Source organism: Arthrobacter sp. T572 (assembly GCF_056780115.1).
Genome location: NZ_JBRAZQ010000002.1, coordinates 235,075 through 253,605, shown reverse-complemented (window position 1 = coordinate 253,605; position 18,531 = coordinate 235,075). Strand labels below are relative to the sequence as shown.

Sequence of the window (18,531 nt, the reverse complement as noted above, 5' to 3'; positions counted from 1 at the left end):
GTTTCACTCTTCCTGTGTTGATCATCGGCCAGCAAATCCTGCGGGAGGTGTCATGGGCCGCGCGCCTTGCAGGACACTGTCTCCGTGACCGGTCGATGTGAGGGCAGCTTGATGTAGGGCGGTGGTTCCTCGGTCCAGGTATCCGTAGCCGTCGCCGTCTTTTCTGTGGACCAGCGTGTTGTGTTCCGTGGTGCCTCGATAGCGAGTCCCATCAATGGTGGCCTCTTCCGAGGAGAACACTTTGGCGCCGAAAGACTCCAGACGCGGATCCTGGCGCAGGAAGCGGCCCATCTGAGCCAGACCATCACCTGCTGCGTGGCTGACGTACACCTCTCCAGCAGGCACATTAAGCGCTGCGGCGCTCCCGATCTCCTTTTCCATGCCGGCAGAGCCCAGCATGGTGAACGAGGCGACATTCAGTTCCCCGGTGGCAAGGGCATTGGACGTCACGGTTGTCCCGTAGGAGTGGCCCAGTACGTGCAGGGTCTCCGACGTTCCGTTTCCCAGGCCTTTCCTGACGGCGTTGAACCCCTGAAGGTCAGCCACGAAGCGGGTGGCACCGACCCGGGCGGCATCACCGCTGTTCACGGTGGCCGGGTTGGGCGGTTCGTAATTGATCCAAGCCACCACCGCGATGGATTCACCTTCGTCAAGCAAGAGTTGCTGCTCCGCAAGGTTCGCAGCATTCTCGGCCCAGTCGTTGAACCCGCTTTGGGGAGTGATGTTCATGCCGGACACAGCGTAGGTGACATTGTCAGCTGTGTCCGGATTGCCCGCAGAGACCTGCGCCTTGGGTGAGCCGGGAGCGAGATCGAAACCAAGCAGGACAGCGTTGATGCCTCCTGCGTTTCTCAGTGCTTCCGTGATCCCATCAAGTGCCTGCTGCTGCGTCTGCAGGTTTGTCCAGTTCGGGTTGGGTATGGCCTGTCCCGTGGTGGTGAACAGGAATTCCGGCGTCCTGGCCAGCTCCGAATTGATGCGTTCCTGCTCGGTGATGAGACGCTTCCGGTTGGCGAGATCCCGTGCTGTCGCGGTCACCCCGTTCAAGTTCCCGATAACCCCGGGGAGGGCTACGATCAGGAGCTGCTGCCTTTCACCGACAATGACGGTCCCGGCGTCCACGGACTGGCCGAACCCGGCCCACCACTTGGCAATCACTACAGGGTCCAAGCCAGGTTGTCCGAGGAGCCCCTGAAGCCGGCTCTTGTTCGCAGGCGCGGCGAGCCAGGCTTTCAGTTGCCCGGCGTTCAGCGCCCCGATGTCGTTCAGATTGACTTGTTCTGGTGGCGCATACAGTATGAGTGCACTGTTGAGCATTGTGTCACTCATGGACCCGCTGCCAGCCGTCTCGAATGCCGTGGCGATCTGCTCAAGCCAGGTCGCGTCAGCGCCGTTTTCAGCCAGCAGTTGCTCGAAGCCCGACACGAGCGTGATGGTGCCCCTGTTCACCCATGAACACGAGGCGACGAATCCGCTCCATGCATTCCTGACCCGCCCAAGCTCCGCCTCCAGGAAAATCGTCGAGGCGCGGGATCGTGCCGCGCACTCGCGCAGCTTTCCGGCATCGGCCGAGCTGGTTCCACCTCCGGATCCACCGGCGAAACGCACCCGCTCCTGCGCGGAAAACACCGCTGAAATTGTCGGTGCGGCGATCGGAATTTCCTCGGGCTTCGGATCATGAGCCATGCTCAGCAGAGCCGCGGACTGACGGGCAGGGTCAAGGGACGCCAGTTCCTGCTCACGGGCAACGGCGCGTCCCCGCCAAGCAGCAACTTCCTTGAGCCGGGCCTTCTCCCGCTGGGCCAGCAGTTTCGCTTCCCGGACATCGTCAGCCAACGCCGCGAGAACAGCGGCAAGCCGGCCACGATCCTCGGCCCTCATGGCACAGGCTTGGGTGAACAAGCGTGCATAGTCGCCCTTGAAGTCCTCCATCGCAAACTCCAAGGCGCCGGCCAGCGACCAGCCCTCGGAACGCAGCGCGTTGTCAGCGGAATCGGCAGCGCTGATCAGGGCGTCGGCAGCGCCGTCGTCGAACGCAATCTCCATCGCCACATCAAAAACCGTCACAACCAATCCCCCAAACAGTTAATCCATCGAATGGCGTAACCGATATTCGAGCAAGGATCAGCCATGGCCAGGGAACGAAAAAAGACAGGCCGGAGACTCATGGTCTCCGGCCTGTCTTGGAGGGTGGGCCCTGTGGGGATCGAACCCACGACCCACGGATTAAAAGTCCGATGCTCTACCAACTGAGCTAAAGGCCCTCCAGCTGTAGAAACAGCCATGAATACTGTACCCCAATGCCGGAGCTGCAACAGAACCGTACCGCCACCACCCACTTTGAGCGGAGAACGACGACGGCGCGCAGCCACAGCGGCGCGTCGGCCCACCGGCGGCCGCAAAGTGGGTGGCAGCGGTACAGCCAAACGTCGAACCAGCCCAAACAACCGTTACTCGACCCCGCCAGAGCACAGGAGTACGGTGAACTCATGAGCGAACAGTCAGGATCACGTGCGTACGGCGGAGCGAACAGGCACCACAAACCCAAGCCTTTTGCGCCCATCGATTTCGAACCGTTCGCTGGCGGAGCGGATCCTGCCCGGGTCTCTGAAGCAGCGCATCTGGCCGCCCAGGCATTGGTCAGGCGCGGCCGCGACAGTGACGACCCCAAGGTTACCCGGCGCCTGGTGAAGCTGGCCGACGAACAAGGCCTTGAGGCAATTGCAGAAATGTGGGCCGAAAGCCCCGCCCGATCCCTCCCGGGTGCCCTGTGGCGGCTCTACGCACTGCGGGCTGCCACCATCCAGAACCCCGAACGCATCTCCGTATACTTCAGGGCCGGACGCGACACAGCACAGGTATCCAATGTGGTTGCCGGCGCCGCCGAGCCTCCCGGAGCCGAAGAGATGAAGACCATGGCGGACGCCATTTTGTCCGGAGCCTTCGATGGAGATTTCGACGTCGCCTTGGAACGTTCCGCTGCGTTCTGCCGGGTGGTGGCACTCGGCCAGGCGACCCTCGCCGACGGCGCCGAGCACAGCAACGAAGGCCACGCCAGCAAGCTCACGCGCAACTCCCACCAACTGGTGAAGACGGCCGAAGACCTCGAACACGCCGCCAACGCATGGCGCCTAGGCGAACTGGACTAGGCCGAAACCAAAGCCGGACCGTACCTACTGCTCGCCGCCGATGTCAATGTTGACTTAGGAGCGGCCCCGTAGAAAACTAAAACTGGTGCCGAACCGCGAAACCCCCGGGCTTCAACTTATAGCCGCTTCGAGCGGCCTACCGCCGAGAGGCGTATCCGGTTCGGCACCATTTTCATGCCCTACTTCAGGGTGACCGTGGTTTCAGCCTTTTCCTTCTTGTCATGGTCCAGATCGCCGGACGCATCAACAGGCGTCATGGTTGCCGAAATTTCCGCTTCCTTTCCCGCCGTGTACCCAAAGTTCTCCGCGATGTTGAACGACTCCCCCGGGCCCAACTTGAACGGAGCTTCCTCCTTGAGCTTCATGCCGGAGTTAGTCAGTCCGTGCTTCTTGTAGCCGTCAGTGCTTGAGTCGGAGGGCATACCGCCCAGGTACTTCCAGTCCGTGTACTTGGCCGACGGGGAAACCAGTGAGTGCCCCAAGGGGATCTCCGCCGATGACGTGTTGGTGACCACGTAGTTGATGTAGACGATGGGCGCGCCCTTCTTGAGCAGGTTTTCCTTGGTCTCCTTGTCCACGAACATGCTGTCCTTGGACGCCGCATCGGTGGCCACCTGGTAGATGTCCACACTGAAGCTTTCGCCCTTGATGGTTCCGAGCTTGTCCCCTGCTTCCGAGATGGGCTGGGCCCAGGAAGCCGCCTTGTAGGCACCCGACGACGTGCCGGCATCCGCCGAGGCAGAGGTGGACGGTGAAGATGACGGCGAAGAAGCCGAAGAGGAGGACGACGACGGCGGCTGGGAACCTTCCGCCGTCGTGCTTGAACTTCCGTTGCCGCAGCCGCTCAGGGCGAGCATCCCCGCGATCGCAAGCCCGGTAATCTTCACTACATTATTGACTGGCATAGTTCCCCCATTGAGTGGATTAATTGGTAACCCGCCTAGACTTTCACGCCTGCTTGGGTTTTGCCATGGGGAGATGTGTCCCGCTTGCCGATCGGCGCAGCGCCCATCGCGAAGCACGGACCTGAGTCCGGTACCGGTAAAGTTGGGGCTGAAACGGTCAGCGTCAAGTCAAGCTGCCCGCCCCACCCGACCGCCCCCGACCGGAAGCGTTATGAAGCTGCGCCTTTTCCCCCAGGAGCCCGCAGGACTTGCACTGCTCGCGCAGATGGCAGGCGTTATTGTGGCTGCGACCGGAACCCTGTCCGAGATTCTCGGCGCTCCCGCGAGCGAACACGATCGGCTCAGCGAAGAACTCCACGAACACGAATCCAAGTCGCTCGACCTGCATTTCGCGCTCCTGACCCATATGCGCACGAGCTTTGTGAACCCGCTCCCCCGCGAGGACATGTACACGCTCTCCCGGCACCTGAACGAGGCCATGGAGAAGCTGGACGCCGCCGGGGAACTCGTTGCCCTGTACAAGCTGGACCGCTTGCCCAAGCGCGCCGCTGACCAACTGGAAATCATCAGCCGCCAAGCGGAACTCACGGTCAACGCCATGCGGAAGCTGGAAGACCTCGATGAGCTGGAAGATTACTGGATCGAGGTGCTGCGGCTAGCCAAAAGGGCCGAACGGACGCATCGGATCTGGGTGGCGGAAATGCTGCGGGACATGAAGCCGACGCCCTACTCACGGCACCGGGACATTGCCAACCAGTTGGTGGAAGTCACCAAGGACATGCGCAAGATCGCCACCCAGGTAGGCAGCATCATCGTCAAGGAATCATGACGTGACCACTGCAATCCTGTTCCTGGTGGTGGGCTTGGCCGCAGGATTCGCGTTCCTCAATGGATTCCGCGACGTCTCCAATGCCGTGGCCCTGTCCACCAGGACCCGTGCGCTCACGCCGTCCATCGCGGTGTTGCTCGCCGTGATCTTCAACTTCGTGGGCGCCATGCTGAGCGGCGGCTTCGTGCTGGCGTTCACCCAGGCATGGATTTCCCTTCCCTCCGGGATCAGCGGGCTCACCATGCTGGCCTCGTCCTTGACGGCAGCCATCCTGTGGGGTGTTTATGCGTGGTGGCGGGGCATCCCCCTGTCCTCTACGAACTCGCTTATGGGTGGCTTGGTGGGTGCAGGCTTGGCGAGTATCTCGGTGGGCGGCAACTTCATTGACGGCGTGGACTCGGCACTGGTGGGGCAAGTGGTGCTGCCGCTGCTGGTCTCGCCCCTGGTGGCCTTCGTGGCTGCCTACCTGTTGGTGTGGCCCGTGACGTGGGCGGCCCGCTACGCCCAGCCCAGCGTGATCAACAGGCGCTTCCGCCGGGCGCAGGCAGTGTCTTCGGCGGCGGTGGCGTTCGGCCATGGACTGCAGGATGGCCAACGTACTACCGCCGTCCTGTTGCTGGCACTGGTGGCCGCGGGCCTCGATTCCGGGGACGACGTACCCTTCTGGATCCTGCTCCTGACGGCCATCATGCTCACGGCGGGAACCCTGTTTGGCGGGTGGAGGATTTCCCACACCCTGGGCCACAAGCTCATCCGCGTCGATCCCCAGAGGGGCTTCATCGCGCAGACGTTGACGTCCGTGATGCTCTTTGTCGGCGCGATCGGGCTGCACTTCCCGTTGTCCACCACCCACACCCTGACAGCGTCCGTGCTGGGCGCCGGAACCAACCAGCGCTTCCACGTTGTGAACCGCCGGGTGGTCCGCCGCATCCTGCTCTTCTGGCTCGTCACTCCCCTGGTCACGGCCGCCATCGCGTTCATTCTGGAGCTCGCGTTCTCTCCCCTCGCAGACCTCCCCAACTAGGTCGCAGTTAAGCACGTTTAGCGGGCTCAAAACGCGCACAAATGCGACCCAGTTGGGTAAAAAAGTGGGTGGCGGGAGCGGGTATGACGGTATGACAAAACGACGGCGGCCGTACCCCCAAGGCGACGGCCGCCGTCGTTGTCACTGCCGGCTCCCCCATGAAGCCGGAACCTGCAACCCTTATCCGAAGCGGCCGGAGACGTAGTCTTCCGTGGCCTTCTGGGAGGGGTTGTTGAAGATGGTGGTGGTGTCGGCGAACTCGATCAGGCGGCCGGGCTTGCCGGTGCCGGCGATGTTGAAGAACGCCGTCTTGTCCGACACACGCGCAGCCTGCTGCATGTTGTGGGTCACGATCACCACGGTGTACTGGTCCTTCAGCTCATTGATGAGGTCCTCAACGGCCAAGGTGGAAATGGGGTCCAGGGCGGAGCACGGCTCGTCCATGAGGATCACCTGCGGCTCCACGGCAATGGCGCGGGCAATGCAGAGACGCTGCTGCTGGCCACCGGAAAGACCCGAGCCGGGCTTGTCCAGGCGGTCCTTGACCTCGTTCCACAGGTTGGCGCCTACCAGGGACTTCTCAACGAGCGCGTCAGCAGCACCCTTGGAGATCCTCTTGTTGTTCAGCTTGACCCCGGCCAGCACGTTGTCGCGGATGGACATGGTGGGGAACGGGTTGGGGCGCTGGAACACCATGCCCACCTGGGTGCGGACGGTCACGGGGTCCACGCCGGGTCCGTACAGGTTGTCGCCGTCGAGCAGGACTTCACCCTCAACCCGGGCGCCGGGCAGGACTTCGTGCATGCGGTTCAGCGTGCGGAGGAAGGTGGATTTGCCACAACCGGACGGGCCGATGAAGGCGGTGACGGACTTGGCTTCGATGTTGATGTTCACGTCCTGTACGGCCAGGAAGTTGCCGTAGTAGACATTCAAGTCTTTGACGTCGATGCGCTTGGACATGGTGTTCCTTTTTTCCTTGGGGGGTTTGGAAGTGTGTAGTGGGGCAGCAATGCTGCCCGCCCGGTTACCGGCCCGTCTTGGGCGCGAAGATGCGGGCGATGAGGCGTGCTCCGAGATTCAGGAGCATCACCAGGATGATCAGCACCAAGGCGGCACCCCAGGCACGCTGGTCTGACGGACCAGGGTTGGACGGCGACGTCGGGTTGAGGATCTGGGTGTAAATGAACGTGGGCAGGGAGGCCATCCAGCCGCCGAACACGTTGTTGTTGATGGTGGTGGCGAAGCCTGCGGTGACGAGGATCGGCGCGGTTTCGCCGATAACCCGGGCAATGGCCAAGGTGACACCGGATGCGATGCCGGAGATCGCCGTCGGAATAACCACCTTGGTGATGGTGCGCCACTTGCGCACGCCGAGCGCGTACGAGGCTTCGCGGAGTTCGTTCGGGACGATCTTGAGCATTTCCTCGCTGGAGCGGACCACCACCGGGATCATCAGCACTGAAAGCGCGACGGCGGCTACCGCACCGGTCTTGGTGCCGGGGCCTACGAGTGCGAAGAAGAAAGCCGCAGCGAAAAGGCCGGCCACGATGGACGGGATACCGGTCATGACGTCCACGAAGAACGTGATGGCACGGGCCAACGGGCGGTCGTTGCCGTACTCCACCAGGTAGATCGCGGTCAGCAGGCCAACGGGCACGGAAATGACGGTGGCCAGCAGCGTGATCTGGATGGTGCCGAGCAGGGCGTGGTAGATACCGCCCAGCACGGGAGCGCCTTCTTCGGCTGCCCGGTTGTCGTAGACGCCAGTGACACCGTTCATGGACGTGGAGAGGAAACCGGGGGTGACCAGGCCGGGGATGCCGTTGACCAGTACGGTCCAGATCACGGAGATCAGCGGAAGCAGGGCGATCAGGAAGGCGCCGACCACGAGGCAGGTGGCCAGTTTGTCCTTGGCCTTGCGGGCTCCTTCAACAGCGCCGCTCCAGGAAACCAGTCCGATGGTGAAGAGTATGGCCGAGACAATGCCCCAGCCGAAGGCATTGAAGCCGATGAGGGCAAGGATGGCCGCGCCGACGATCAGTGCGACGGCAAGGACGACATACGGTGCGAACCTGGGCAGCTGCCCCTTGGTGAGCGCCGAGCGCTTACGGACTACTGTGGCGGTCATTTAGTTGGCTCCCGAGAATTCTTTGTGCCGGGCAATGATCCAGCGGGCGATCATGTTGACGCCGAGCGTGATGACGAACAGCACCAGGCCCGCGGCGATCAACGTGTTGACCTTGAGTCCGCTGGCTTCGGGGAAGTTCAGGGCGATCTCGGCGGCGATGGTCTGGTTGCCCGACTGGATGAGGCTGGCGGTCAGGACACCGGAGGAGAGCACCAGGGCAACGGCCATGGTCTCACCGAGGGCACGACCCAGGCCGAGCATAACGGCGCTGATGATGCCGGGGCGGCCGAACGGCAGGACGGCCATCTTGATCATTTCCCAGCGGGTGGCTCCCAGGGCCAGCGCGGCTTCCTCGTGCAGCTTGGGGGTCTGCAGGAAGATTTCGCGGGACAGGGAGGTGATGATCGGAAGGACCATGACGGAGAGGACGATGCCGGCGGTGAGGATGGTCTTGCCGGTTGCGGAGGCCGGACCCTGGAAGATCGGCAGCCAGCCCATGTTGTTGGCCAGCCAGTCGTAGGCGGGCGAGATTTCCTTGGCCAGGAACGCAGCGCCCCAGGCGCCGTACACCACGGAAGGGATGGCGGCCAGGAGGTCCACCACGTAGCCGAGCCCGGATGCCAGGCGGCGGGGTGCGTAGTGGGAGATGAACAGGGCGACGCCGATGGCCACCGGCGTGGCAATGATGAGGGCGATCACGGCGGCGATCAGCGTGCCGACCACGATCGGGGCGATGTAGGCAAAGAAGCCGTTGCCGCCCTGGATGTCCGCCGCAGGGGCGGTCAGCGCGGGGATCGCCTGGACTACGAGGAACAACGCAACCCCGAAGAGGACCGCGAGGATAAGGCACCCTGCGGCCAGGGCGGCCCCGGAGAAAACCTTGTCCCCGGCGCGTCCGGCGCCTTGGGAGGTTGTCAGGGAGTTGGTGGTCACTTCACGATCCTTCAGGTTTCAGTGAACTGGTCATACATGGCTAGTTCCCTGTCCCGCGGAGCGGCTTCTTCAGCCACTCCGCGGGACAGGGAACTTCAGTGTTCAGCCGGGTTCAGGCGAACCTACCGGGGAACCCTCAGGCCTTGGCCTTGACGGTCTCGATGGCAGCCTTGGCCTTGTCCTGCAGCGCCTTGGACAGCGGTGCGGACTTGGCGGCGTCAGCAGCGGTCTTCTGGCCCTCGTCGGAGACAACGTAGGACTCGAAGGCCTTGACCAGGTCGGCAACTTCCTTGGTCTCGTACGTCGTGCAAACAACGTGGTAAGAGACGAGGACTACCGGGTAGGCACCGGCAGCGGTGGTCTTGCGGTCCAGCTTGATGGCTACGTCGTTGGCTGCGCGGCCTTCGACGGGAGCGCCGGCTTCGACAGCCTTGGCAGCAGCCTCTGCGGAGATCTTGACGAATTCCTCGCCGACCTTGATGGACGCGGTGCCCAGCTTGCCGGAGACAGCGGAGTCGTCAGCGTAGGTCACGGCACCGGGGGTGTCGGTAACGGTCTTGACGACGCCGGAGGTGCCCTTGGCGTTCTCGCCCTGGAGGCTGGCGGGCCACACGCCTGCAGCCTTGTCGGTCCAGACCTCGGGAGCAGCAGCTGCCAGGTAGTCGGTGAAGTTGGTGGTGGTGCCCGAGTCGTCGGAGCGGTTCACGGGGGTGACCTTGAGGTCAGGCAGGGTAACGCCTTCGTTGAGGGCGGCGATCGCGGGATCGTTCCAGTTGGTGATCTGGCCGCGGAAGATCTTGGCGACCGTTGCTGCGTCGAGCTTCAGGTCGGTGACGCCGGGGACGTTGAAGGCGACAGCGATCGGGGAGATGTACACCGGGATGTTGATGGCGCCGTCGGGGCCGCACTTGGCCTTGGAGCTCTCCAGTTCCTCGTCCTTCAGGTAGGCGTCGGAACCGGCGAACTGGGCGGAGCCGTCGATGATGGCCTTGCGGCCTGCGCCGGAGCCGTCCGGGGAGTACTGAACGGTGGCGCCCTGGTTTGCGGCGGAGAAGCCGGCCTTCCAGGCGTCCATGGCTGCGCCGGTGGAGGAAGCGCCGATGCCGGTAAGGGTACCGGTGACGTTGGCGCCGGATGCAGCAGACTGGGTGCCGGCCGAGGTGCCGGTTGCGTTGTCTGAACCGCAGGCAGTGAGCGCCAGAGCGCCGGCTGCGATGACCGCGAGTGCCGCGTTGCGGCCGAAGTGAGTTGCCTTCACTTGGATGTGCCCCTTCCAGGGTTTCTTCGATGCGGGCCGAACGGAGATTTCGGCGTGCGCGAGCTAAGGACCTTTTCGTTCCTTTACTGAAGGTAAAGAGCGCAGGTAACGGGACCTGTTGTGGAAAGTGAACGGAAGGTGAACGACGGCGGACCATTGGGTTATGTGGCGCGCGCCACCTTGAGTGGGGCGCCCCGTCCCGTTCGGGTGCGGGCTGCGGCAAATAGACTGGAAGGCATGGCCGCCGTGAAGGGACTTTCCGCAAGCAAGAGATTCGTGCGGGCACGGTTCCGCACCGGCCTGGTCCGCAGCCGCACGTCCCTGGTCCCCGCGATCCAGATGACCGTGTGCGCGGTAGGCGCCTATGCCTTTGCTGAGTACGTCCTGGGCCACCAGGGTCCCCTGTTCGCGGCCACCTCGTCTCTGATTGCCCTTGGATTCTCCCGCGACCCGCGCCTGCGGCGGGTCATCGAAGTCGGCCTTGGCTGCACACTCGGCATCGTGGTTGGCGACCTGCTGCTCCACTGGCTGGGCGCCGGAATCTGGCAGGCCGCCGTCGTACTTCTTTTCTCCATCCTGCTGGCCAGGTTCCTGGACAGCGGCACCATCTTCACTACCCAGCTGGGACTTCAGTCGCTGCTGGTGGTGCTGCTGCCGGCGCCGGCCGGCGGGCCGTTCACACGCAGCCTGGATGCCGTGATCGGGGGCGTGTTTGCGCTCCTGGTGACCATCCTGGTGCCCAAGGATCCACGCCGCGAGCCGCGCAAGGATGTCCAGAAGATCCTGCATGAACTCTCGGAAGTGCTGCGCGAGTGCGCCAAGGCGATGATCGAAAGCGACTCCACGGCCGCCTGGCATGCCCTGATCCGCGGCCGTAATTGCCAGCCGCTGGTGGACCGGATGCGGCAGACGCTGCGGGCGTCCGGTGAGGTGGCCACGCTGGCTCCTGCGCACCGACGGCACCGGGATGAGCTGGCCAGCCTCGAGCATTCGCTGGAGTACATCGACCTGGCGCTCCGGAACAGCCGGGTCTTCGCCAGGCGATTGACCAGTGCCATCAACCACGCAGCCCTGTCCGATGAGGCGATCGACAGCATCGCCGAGGTCCTCCAGGAAACGGCCGCCGCCGTGGACGAACTCAATATCGGCCTGTCCGAGCAGAGTGAAGGGGCGCGGCGGGTGCACCTGAGGCGTGCCCGGACCGATCTGTCCGTGATCGCGTCCCGGCTGCACCCCAAGATGCTGGATGTCCAAAGGCTCGAGGGCGAAACCGTGGTCATGCTGTTCCGCCCGCTCATGGTGGATCTTTTGGAGGCCAGTGGCGTGGAGCCGGACGAAGCCCGGGCGGTACTGCCGCCGCTCTAGCGCCCTGCGTTTAGGGAAGCCCCGGCTTCATGGGGGAAAATGGGGCGATGACTCCCGCCGCCCCGACGCGTTTCCGCGCCGCACCCGCCCTCAGGCTGCGCCAGCAACCGCTGTTCCTGTGGGCAGGTGGTTTGCTGGTGGCAGGAGATGTGGTGTTCTGGCTGATGTTTGCCGCCGTCATGTCTGAGTCCGGCCTGGCCACTGCCGACGTTTCGGTGCACACCTTCGTGGTGGACTCGCGCACCGGTTGGGCTACGGCACTGTTCGCGTTGCTGTCCACCATCACCTCGCCGCCGTGGTTGTCCGTACTTACCGTTGCCGTGGCCGTCGGCTGGGCTCTGTGGAAGAAGGAAGTGTGGCGCCCGGCCATCCTGGCAGGTGCCATGGGATTGTCCGTGGTGCTGACCACTCTCGTCAAGCACGAAGCGGGGCGCTCCCGCCCGCCGTCCTCGGACTTCCTGATGGGCCCGGACGATGCCCTCTCCTTCCCCTCCGGCCACGTCATGGGCGTCTGCATCTTCGCCCTGGTCCTCACCTACCTGCTGGTCTCGCGTTCGGGCACACGGACGACGGCGGTCCTTGCCTTCGCCGCGGCCGCTTTGTTGTCCCTGGTGGTCGCCTTCAGCCGGATGTACCTGGGCTACCACTGGCTCACCGACGTGGTGGCATCCTTGGGTGTGGCACTGGGCGTGACGGGCATTGCCATTTTTGTGGACGCTGCACGGCACGGCAGGGCCCTTGAAACTGCTTGATCCAGGCCGTCATTCCGGCCGACTGACCAAGTAGCCGCCCCCGGCAACCTGAGTACAGGACGGGTGCCGGCGCCCCGGAATGCCTGAACTAATCGAGTACCAACTACTCGTGTACTGATTTTCGCCGGGCGGTTAACTGTTTCTTGGAAGAACGGTTAGCCCCAAGCATCGCCGGATTTCCACAGTCGCAACAACCGCATCGGTGGTCTCTTTGAGCCGATGCCCCGGCCGCCACCGCGCGGTCCGGCCCTTGACGAAGCCGGCGGCGACAGAGTCTTCTGAGACCGAGACTCTCCCCCCAGCCGCCGCCGGCTTCAAGGCCACGTTGCCGCTTCCGATCCCCTGGCACCTATCCTGTCAGTCCCCGCGGCTAACCTTGGATCCATGGCTTCAAAGACCTCCCGTGCTTCCAAGACCCCTGCCTACAAATGCTCCGAATGCGGCTGGACCGCCATCAAGTGGGTGGGCCGGTGCGGTGAGTGCCAGGCGTGGGGAACCGTTGAAGAGTACGGCGCCACTGTTGCGCGTACGACGGCGGCCGCTTCAGTCCTGGAGCCTGCCCGCCGGATCGCGGAGGTAGACGGGACCACGGCAGCGTTCCTGCCCACGGGCGTTGATGAGCTTGACCGCGTTCTGGGAGGAGGGCTGGTTCCTGGTGCCGTGATCCTGCTTGCCGGGGAACCCGGCGTCGGGAAATCCACCCTCCTGCTGGACGTCGCCGCCAAGTTTGCCCGCACGGGGCAGGACGTCCTGTACATCACCGGTGAGGAGTCAGCTGCCCAGGTCAAGCTCCGGGCGGAGCGGATCGATGCCGTGGCGCACACCCTCTACCTGTCCGCAGAGACGGACCTTGGGCAGGCCCTGGGCCAGGTGGAGAAGCTCGAACCCAAGCTGCTGATTGTTGATTCCGTGCAGACGCTGAGCAGCACGGAAGTGGAGGGCAGTGCCGGCGGCGTATCCCAGGTGCGCGAGGTTGCCGCTTCCATCATCGCCGCGGCCAAGCGCCGCAACATGACCACCCTGCTGGTAGGCCATGTCACCAAGGACGGCACCATTGCCGGCCCACGCCTGCTGGAGCACCTGGTGGATGTGGTGTGCCAGTTCGAGGGTGAGCGCCATTCCCGGTTGAGGCTGCTCCGCGCCGTCAAAAACCGGTACGGAGCAACGGACGACGTCGGGTGTTTCGACCTGAACGAGGCCGGAATCGAAGGCCTGGCCGACCCCAGCGGGCTGTTCGTTTCCCGGACCCGGGAGCCGGTGTCCGGCACCTGCATCACCGTCACCATGGAGGGTCGCCGCCCCCTGCTGGCCGAGGTCCAGTCACTCCTGGCGGAAAGCGCCAATGCCCAGCCACGGCGTGCCACCAGCGGACTGGAAAGCTCCCGGGTGGCCATGCTGCTGGCGGTCCTGCAGCAGCGGGCCGGGTGCATGCTCCATAAAGACGACTCCTATGTAGCCACCGTGGGAGGCGTCAAGCTCAGCGAACCTGCTACGGACCTCGCCGTGGCCCTGGCGGTCGCTTCGGCGAAGTCGCGGAAGGCACTCCCCCAGCGGCTCATTGCATTCGGCGAGGTGGGCCTGGCCGGAGAGGTACGGCCGGTGCCGGGGATCAACCAGCGCATCCAGGAGGCCCACCGGCTGGGCTTCACCCACGCGATTGTCCCAGCGAGTCCGGCCGGCGCAGGCGTCATTCCGGATGGTTTCTCTGTCAAGGAAGTCGGCCACCTGGCCGAGGCGCTGGAACTGCTGATCACTTAACCCTTTCGGGGTGTCGCAGGGCTGCCGCAAGGGCGTTCGGCAAGGATGGGACGCATGACCAAACGGACGGTGCTTATCGGGGGACGCTTTTTCTTTGGGATTCTGACGTTGGTGGCTGTGGCGACCCAGCTGGTGGTCCACATCAGCCTGAACTACGACGTCGGCAACTTCTTCAGCTACTTCACCAATCTCTCCAACATCTTCGCGGCGGTTGTGCTGCTGGTCAGCGGATACCGGGTGCTGGTAGGAAAGCGACCCAGCGAGGCTGACGACGTCACCAGGGGAACGGCAACCATCGCCATGGCCGTGGTGGGCATTGTCTTCGGCGCGCTGCTGGCCGGGGAAGACCTCGGCTCCATGGTCCCGTGGGTCAACTTCGTGGTGCATTACCTGATTCCCGTAGTCATGGTGGTGGACTGGCTTTTCCAGCCGCCGCGGGCCAAACTCCTGCTCCGGCACATCTGGTACTGGTTGATCTACCCCGTCGCCTATCTGACCTACAGCCTGGTCCGCGGGTCGATCGTGAACTGGTACCCGTACTGGTTCATCAACCCGGATCGCGCCGGCGGGTGGGGTGGCGTGGTGTTCTACGCCATCGCGATCGCCATCGGTTTCCTGGTGGTCAGCCTTGCCATGCTCTGGCTTGGCAACAAAATGAAGCGCAACGTGGACTACTGACCCCTCAAATGGCTCTGCCGGGCGCCGGCCGAAACCCACTTTTGGGAGCGCCTCGCTGATAACAAAATGGTCCACTTTGGGGCTTGCTGGTGCGGTTAACGGTGCCGGGAAGCCCTATCATGGTGCTAGTCGCCTTTGGGGCATTTTTGCTGCGCCCCTGAACGCGAAGAACCAGCTTGTCTGTGAGCCGTGGCTTGCACCTTCGAAAGGGAAAGACCGTATGGCCCGGAGCCCGGAAGAAACGCTCAAAGCGACCCTGGCCAGGGTCGCCCCCGGAACTCCCCTCCGTGACGGCCTTGAACGCATTCTCCGCGGCCGCACCGGCGCCCTGATCGTCCTCGGATACGACCGCACCATCGATTCCATCTGTTCCGGCGGCTTCGATATCGGCATCGAGTTTTCCCCCACCCGGCTCCGGGAGCTGGCCAAGATGGACGGCGCCATCATCTGCGACAAGGACGCCAGCAACATTGTCAGGGCTGCAGTGCAACTGGTGCCGGACGCAAGTATCGAAACCCAGGAATCGGGCACCCGCCACCGCACGGCCGAACGCGTGGCCATCCAGACCGGCGTCCCGGTGATCTCCGTGAGCCAGTCCATGCAGATCATCGCGCTGTACGTCAACGGCCTGCGCCACGTCCTGGAAGGCTCCGAGAAAGTCCTGGCCCGCGCCAACCAGGCCCTGGCCACGCTGGAGCGTTACAGCGCCAGGCTTGACCAGGTCACCAGCTCCCTCTCGGCATTGGAGATCGAGGCGCTGGTCACGGTTCGCGACGTCGCCGTCACGCTGCAGCGCCAGGAAATGGTCCGCCGCATTTCAGAGGAAATCGCCCAGTACGTGTTGGAACTCGGCGAAGACGGCCGTTTGCTGTCCCTGCAGCTGGAAGAGCTCACCATGGGCCGGGGCCCGGGCAGCGACATCATCATCCGCGACTACGCCGACCCCAACGCCACCCCCGAGGACATTGAGGAGTCCGTCCAGGCGCTTCTCAACCTCGGCCCCACGGAACTGATCGACCTGAGCCGGATCGCCCACATCATCGGCTTCGCCGGCGGCGTGGAACAACTCGACGCCGTGGTCCAGCCGCAGGGCTACCGACTGCTGTCCGGGCTGAAATCCGTACCCAAGGCTGTTGCAGACCGTTTGGTGGAGTATTTCGGCGGGCTCCAGAACCTGATGGCCGCCACCATCGACGACCTCATGACCGTGGATGGAATCGGCGATCAGCGCGCCCGCACAGTCCGCGAAGGCTTGAGCCGCATGGCTGAGGCCAGCCTTCTGGACCGGTTCCTTTAAGGCGGGATCCGCCGTCGTGCCTTCACGGAAGCGACCCGGCACGAGCTTAAGCGATCCGCGAGCCAAAGCGCCCCGGCGCGTGAACGTCAGTTGAGCTGGAAGACAGCCTTGGGGCTGGACTTGTTCCCGAGCCGCGCCTCGAACGTGTAGTAGGCGCCGCCCGCGCCGGGCTTGGCGTTGATCGCAGCGCAGCCTTCCAGGGTGCGGTTGCGCTGCCACGGGAAGTTGGCGGTTTCGCTCTTGCCGGGCTGGATGGTTTTGATGAGGTCCACGCCGCCGGTCTGGCAGTCCTTGGAGGAGAAGATCCGGTCCGCCCCGCTCATGACCAGGTACTCCATTTGGGAGGTGCCCACGTTGACTTCGCAGGGGGCCGAGCCGCCGTTGGTGATGGTCATGGTGAGCATGGGTTTCTCATCCGCGCCATAGGCAGCCTTATCGGTCTTGGCTGCGACGGTCATCAGGTTGAAGTCGCACACGGGGGTGGGTTTGGCCGACGGCGACGCTGAAGCGGCGGCCGTTGGCGCGGCGTCCTGGGTGGGGCCCTGGCTGGCCTCCGGCGTGCCCGTCGCCTGGGGTGCAGGGCTGCCGGCCAGCGCAGAACCGATGGCGACTACGCCGCCCACGAGGAGTGCCACCACCACCAGCAAGGCGCCGAACACCACGAGTCGTCGACGGCGGTACACGGCAGGGCTCGGACGTCGCCGGGCGCCGGGGCGGCTCTGTCCGCGGGCAGCGCCTTGCGCCGGCGCGGACTTGCGCACGGTGGACTGCTTACCCTGATTGGCCATGTTTCTAGGCTAGGCGCGCCGGGCTGGGCCAGCCCCGCCACCACGCCGCCGGGCGCCAAACCGGACGCATGTGACGTGTGCCATGCCGTACCCCGCGGGCACTGTCACGTCCCGCAGAAGGTCCTGTAGGGGCCGAAGTCGTCCGGAGCCGGCTCAGCGTAACGTTCCCGGCCGGGACGTTCGTCGAAGGGGGCGGTCACGTCGGTGAGCAACTGCCGGGCAGGTTCCATGTCGCCAGTGGTCGCAGCCGCGAGCGCCTCTTCAACAAGGTGGTTGCGGGGGATGTAGAGGGGGTTGACCTTGTCCATGGCATCGGCGTCGGGCTTCAGGGCCTGCCACCGCGCCAACCATTCGTCGAACGCGGGCAGGTCCAGCACCATGCCCCGCGCCGGTCCGGTATGTCCGCGGGCTGCTTTGCCGAGATTCCGGAAGAAGGAGGTGTAATCCGCCCGTGCTTCCTGGACCAGTTTGAGCAGGTCATCCACAAGGGGCGAGGCCTGATCGTCATCAAGGTCCGGCAGTCCCATCTTGGCCTTCATGCCGGAAAACCACGCGGCACTGTACTGCGTGCGGAACCCGTTGAGGGCCTGCACTGCCAGTTCCACGGCCTTGTCCTGGTCGTCGTGGATGAGGACTGCCAGCGATTCGGCGAACCGGGCCAGGTTCCACTCGGCCACCACCGGCTGGTTGCGGTAGGCGTATCGTCCGGATTCGTCGATTGAGCTGTAGACGGCGCCCGGATCAAAGCCTTCCATGAAGGCGCAGGGGCCGTAGTCGATGGTTTCACCGGAGATGGTCATGTTGTCCGTGTTCATGACACCGTGGACGAAGCCCACCAGCATCCACTGGGCCAGCAGCCTGGCCTGGACGGCGATGACCCCTTCGAGCAGGGCCAGGTACGGATTCGGTTCCTCCGCCGCCGAAGGGTGGTGGCGGGCGATCGCGTGGTCGGCCAGGCGACGCAGCAGGTCCAGGTTGTTGGTGTTCCTGGCGTACTGGAAGCTGCCGACGCGCAGGTGGCTGCCGGCAACCCGGGCCAGGACGGCACCGGGCAGGAGCGACTCACGCTGCACCTGCCGTCCCGTGGCCACGACGGCCAGCGACCTGGTGGTGGGAATCCCCAGGGCATGCATCGATTCGCTGAGGAGGTACTCGCGGAGCATGGGTCCCACCACGGCCTGCCCATCACCATTGCGGGCAAACGGAGTGCGGCCGGACCCCTTCAAGTGGAGGTCACGCAGGCCGCCGTCTGAGTCGACCTCGCCCAGCAGGAGGGCACGGCCGTCACCCAGCCGGGGCGAATACCAGCCGAACTGGTGCCCGGAGTAGGCCTGGGCTACCGGCGTGGCGCCTTCCGGGACATGGTTGCCGGTGAGGAACCGTACCCCTTCGGGGCTGCGGAGGTATTCCGGGTCCAGGCCGAGCTCAACGGCAAGGGCGTCGTTGAGGACCAGAAGCTGCGGTTCCGGGGCGTCCTCGGCCTGCCACGGAATGGCCATCTCCTGGAGTTCGCGGGCAAACCGCCCCTGAAGCGTGATGGTTGAATGCGCAATGCCACTCATCGAACAAGTTTACCTTCTGCTCCCGCGGAACAACCGGCCGGCGGGGTAGCAGCACGGCCTGCCGGACCGTGACCTTCCACTACAGTTGATGTCAGCCAACACCGT

Annotated in this window: 16 protein-coding genes and 1 tRNA gene; 8 read left to right on the top strand and 9 right to left on the bottom strand. The window is 64.3% G+C overall.

Annotation, left to right across the window (positions count from 1 at the left end):
- Positions 1–21: 21 nt before the first annotated feature.
- Positions 22–2,067: an alpha/beta hydrolase gene (locus ACUYMZ_RS02300; protein ID WP_481601961.1), complete on the bottom strand. Its 2,046-nt coding sequence runs from the start codon at positions 2,065–2,067 to the stop codon at positions 22–24.
- A 124-nt stretch (positions 2,068–2,191) separates the two neighbouring features.
- Positions 2,192–2,264: transfer RNA gene (locus tag ACUYMZ_RS02295), tRNA-Lys, on the bottom strand.
- Between the two features lie 225 nt (positions 2,265–2,489).
- Between ACUYMZ_RS02295 and ACUYMZ_RS02290 the strand changes: the two genes are divergently transcribed.
- A complete protein-coding gene (locus tag ACUYMZ_RS02290) occupies positions 2,490–3,149 on the top strand; it encodes a hypothetical protein (protein ID WP_426005336.1) in 660 nt (219 codons plus the stop codon).
- Positions 3,150–3,328: 179 nt separating this feature from the next.
- Here ACUYMZ_RS02290 and ACUYMZ_RS02285 read toward each other — a convergent pair whose 3' ends face one another.
- On the bottom strand, positions 3,329–4,054 hold the full coding sequence (locus ACUYMZ_RS02285; RefSeq protein ID WP_481601960.1) for a hypothetical protein: 726 nt from the start codon (positions 4,052–4,054) through the stop codon (positions 3,329–3,331).
- Between the two features lie 211 nt (positions 4,055–4,265).
- On the opposite strand from ACUYMZ_RS02285, the gene ACUYMZ_RS02280 reads away from it, so the two are divergent.
- A complete protein-coding gene (locus ACUYMZ_RS02280) occupies positions 4,266–4,883 on the top strand; it encodes a DUF47 domain-containing protein (protein WP_426005333.1) in 618 nt (205 codons plus the stop codon).
- A 1-nt stretch (position 4,884) separates the two neighbouring features.
- Entirely contained in the window at positions 4,885–5,907 is a 1,023-nt protein-coding gene (locus ACUYMZ_RS02275) for an inorganic phosphate transporter (RefSeq protein WP_442424248.1), read from the top strand.
- A gap of 180 nt (positions 5,908–6,087) precedes the next feature.
- On the opposite strand, the gene pstB is transcribed toward ACUYMZ_RS02275, so the two are convergent.
- The 4 genes from pstB to pstS form a co-directional block, all read right to left on the bottom strand.
- Positions 6,088–6,867 (bottom strand): phosphate ABC transporter ATP-binding protein PstB, encoded by a 780-nt coding sequence (gene pstB, locus ACUYMZ_RS02270; protein ID WP_426005329.1) that lies wholly within the window; start codon positions 6,865–6,867, stop codon positions 6,088–6,090.
- Between the two features lie 64 nt (positions 6,868–6,931).
- Positions 6,932–8,035 carry a phosphate ABC transporter permease PstA gene (gene pstA / locus ACUYMZ_RS02265; protein WP_442424247.1) on the bottom strand — a complete coding sequence of 368 codons (1,104 nt, stop codon included), beginning with the start codon at positions 8,033–8,035 and terminating at the stop codon, positions 6,932–6,934.
- Positions 8,036–8,968 carry a phosphate ABC transporter permease subunit PstC gene (gene pstC / locus ACUYMZ_RS02260; RefSeq protein ID WP_426005325.1) on the bottom strand — a complete coding sequence of 311 codons (933 nt, stop codon included), beginning with the start codon at positions 8,966–8,968 and terminating at the stop codon, positions 8,036–8,038.
- Between the two features lie 136 nt (positions 8,969–9,104).
- Entirely contained in the window at positions 9,105–10,226 is a 1,122-nt protein-coding gene (pstS, locus tag ACUYMZ_RS02255) for a phosphate ABC transporter substrate-binding protein PstS (protein WP_481601959.1), read from the bottom strand.
- Between the two features lie 237 nt (positions 10,227–10,463).
- Between pstS and ACUYMZ_RS02250 the strand changes: the two genes are divergently transcribed.
- The 5 genes from ACUYMZ_RS02250 to disA all read left to right on the top strand — a co-directional run bounded on the left by ACUYMZ_RS02250 (position 10,464) and on the right by disA (position 16,076).
- Positions 10,464–11,591 carry an FUSC family protein gene (locus ACUYMZ_RS02250; protein ID WP_426005321.1) on the top strand — a complete coding sequence of 376 codons (1,128 nt, stop codon included), beginning with the start codon at positions 10,464–10,466 and terminating at the stop codon, positions 11,589–11,591.
- Between the two features lie 47 nt (positions 11,592–11,638).
- Positions 11,639–12,343, top strand: a complete 705-nt coding sequence (locus ACUYMZ_RS02245; protein ID WP_481601958.1) for a phosphatase PAP2 family protein — start codon at positions 11,639–11,641, stop codon at positions 12,341–12,343.
- Positions 12,344–12,727: 384 nt separating this feature from the next.
- Positions 12,728–14,101, top strand: coding sequence for a DNA repair protein RadA (gene radA / locus ACUYMZ_RS02240; RefSeq protein WP_426005317.1), 1,374 nt, complete (start codon positions 12,728–12,730; stop codon positions 14,099–14,101).
- A 54-nt stretch (positions 14,102–14,155) separates the two neighbouring features.
- Complete coding sequence (locus ACUYMZ_RS02235) at positions 14,156–14,779, top strand: Pr6Pr family membrane protein (protein ID WP_481601957.1); 624 nt, start codon at positions 14,156–14,158, stop codon at positions 14,777–14,779.
- Between the two features lie 220 nt (positions 14,780–14,999).
- Positions 15,000–16,076: a DNA integrity scanning diadenylate cyclase DisA gene (gene disA, locus ACUYMZ_RS02230; protein ID WP_426005313.1), complete on the top strand. Its 1,077-nt coding sequence runs from the start codon at positions 15,000–15,002 to the stop codon at positions 16,074–16,076.
- A gap of 86 nt (positions 16,077–16,162) precedes the next feature.
- Here the strand turns inward: disA and ACUYMZ_RS02225 are convergent, their stop codons facing one another.
- Both ACUYMZ_RS02225 and ACUYMZ_RS02220 read right to left on the bottom strand, forming a co-directional pair.
- The gene (locus ACUYMZ_RS02225) at positions 16,163–16,864 is read right to left on the bottom strand and encodes a hypothetical protein (RefSeq protein ID WP_481601956.1); all 702 of its coding nucleotides are present in this window, start codon (positions 16,862–16,864) and stop codon (positions 16,163–16,165) included.
- A gap of 104 nt (positions 16,865–16,968) precedes the next feature.
- Positions 16,969–18,426, bottom strand: a complete 1,458-nt coding sequence (locus ACUYMZ_RS02220; protein ID WP_481601955.1) for a protein adenylyltransferase SelO — start codon at positions 18,424–18,426, stop codon at positions 16,969–16,971.
- Positions 18,427–18,531: the final 105 nt, after the last annotated feature.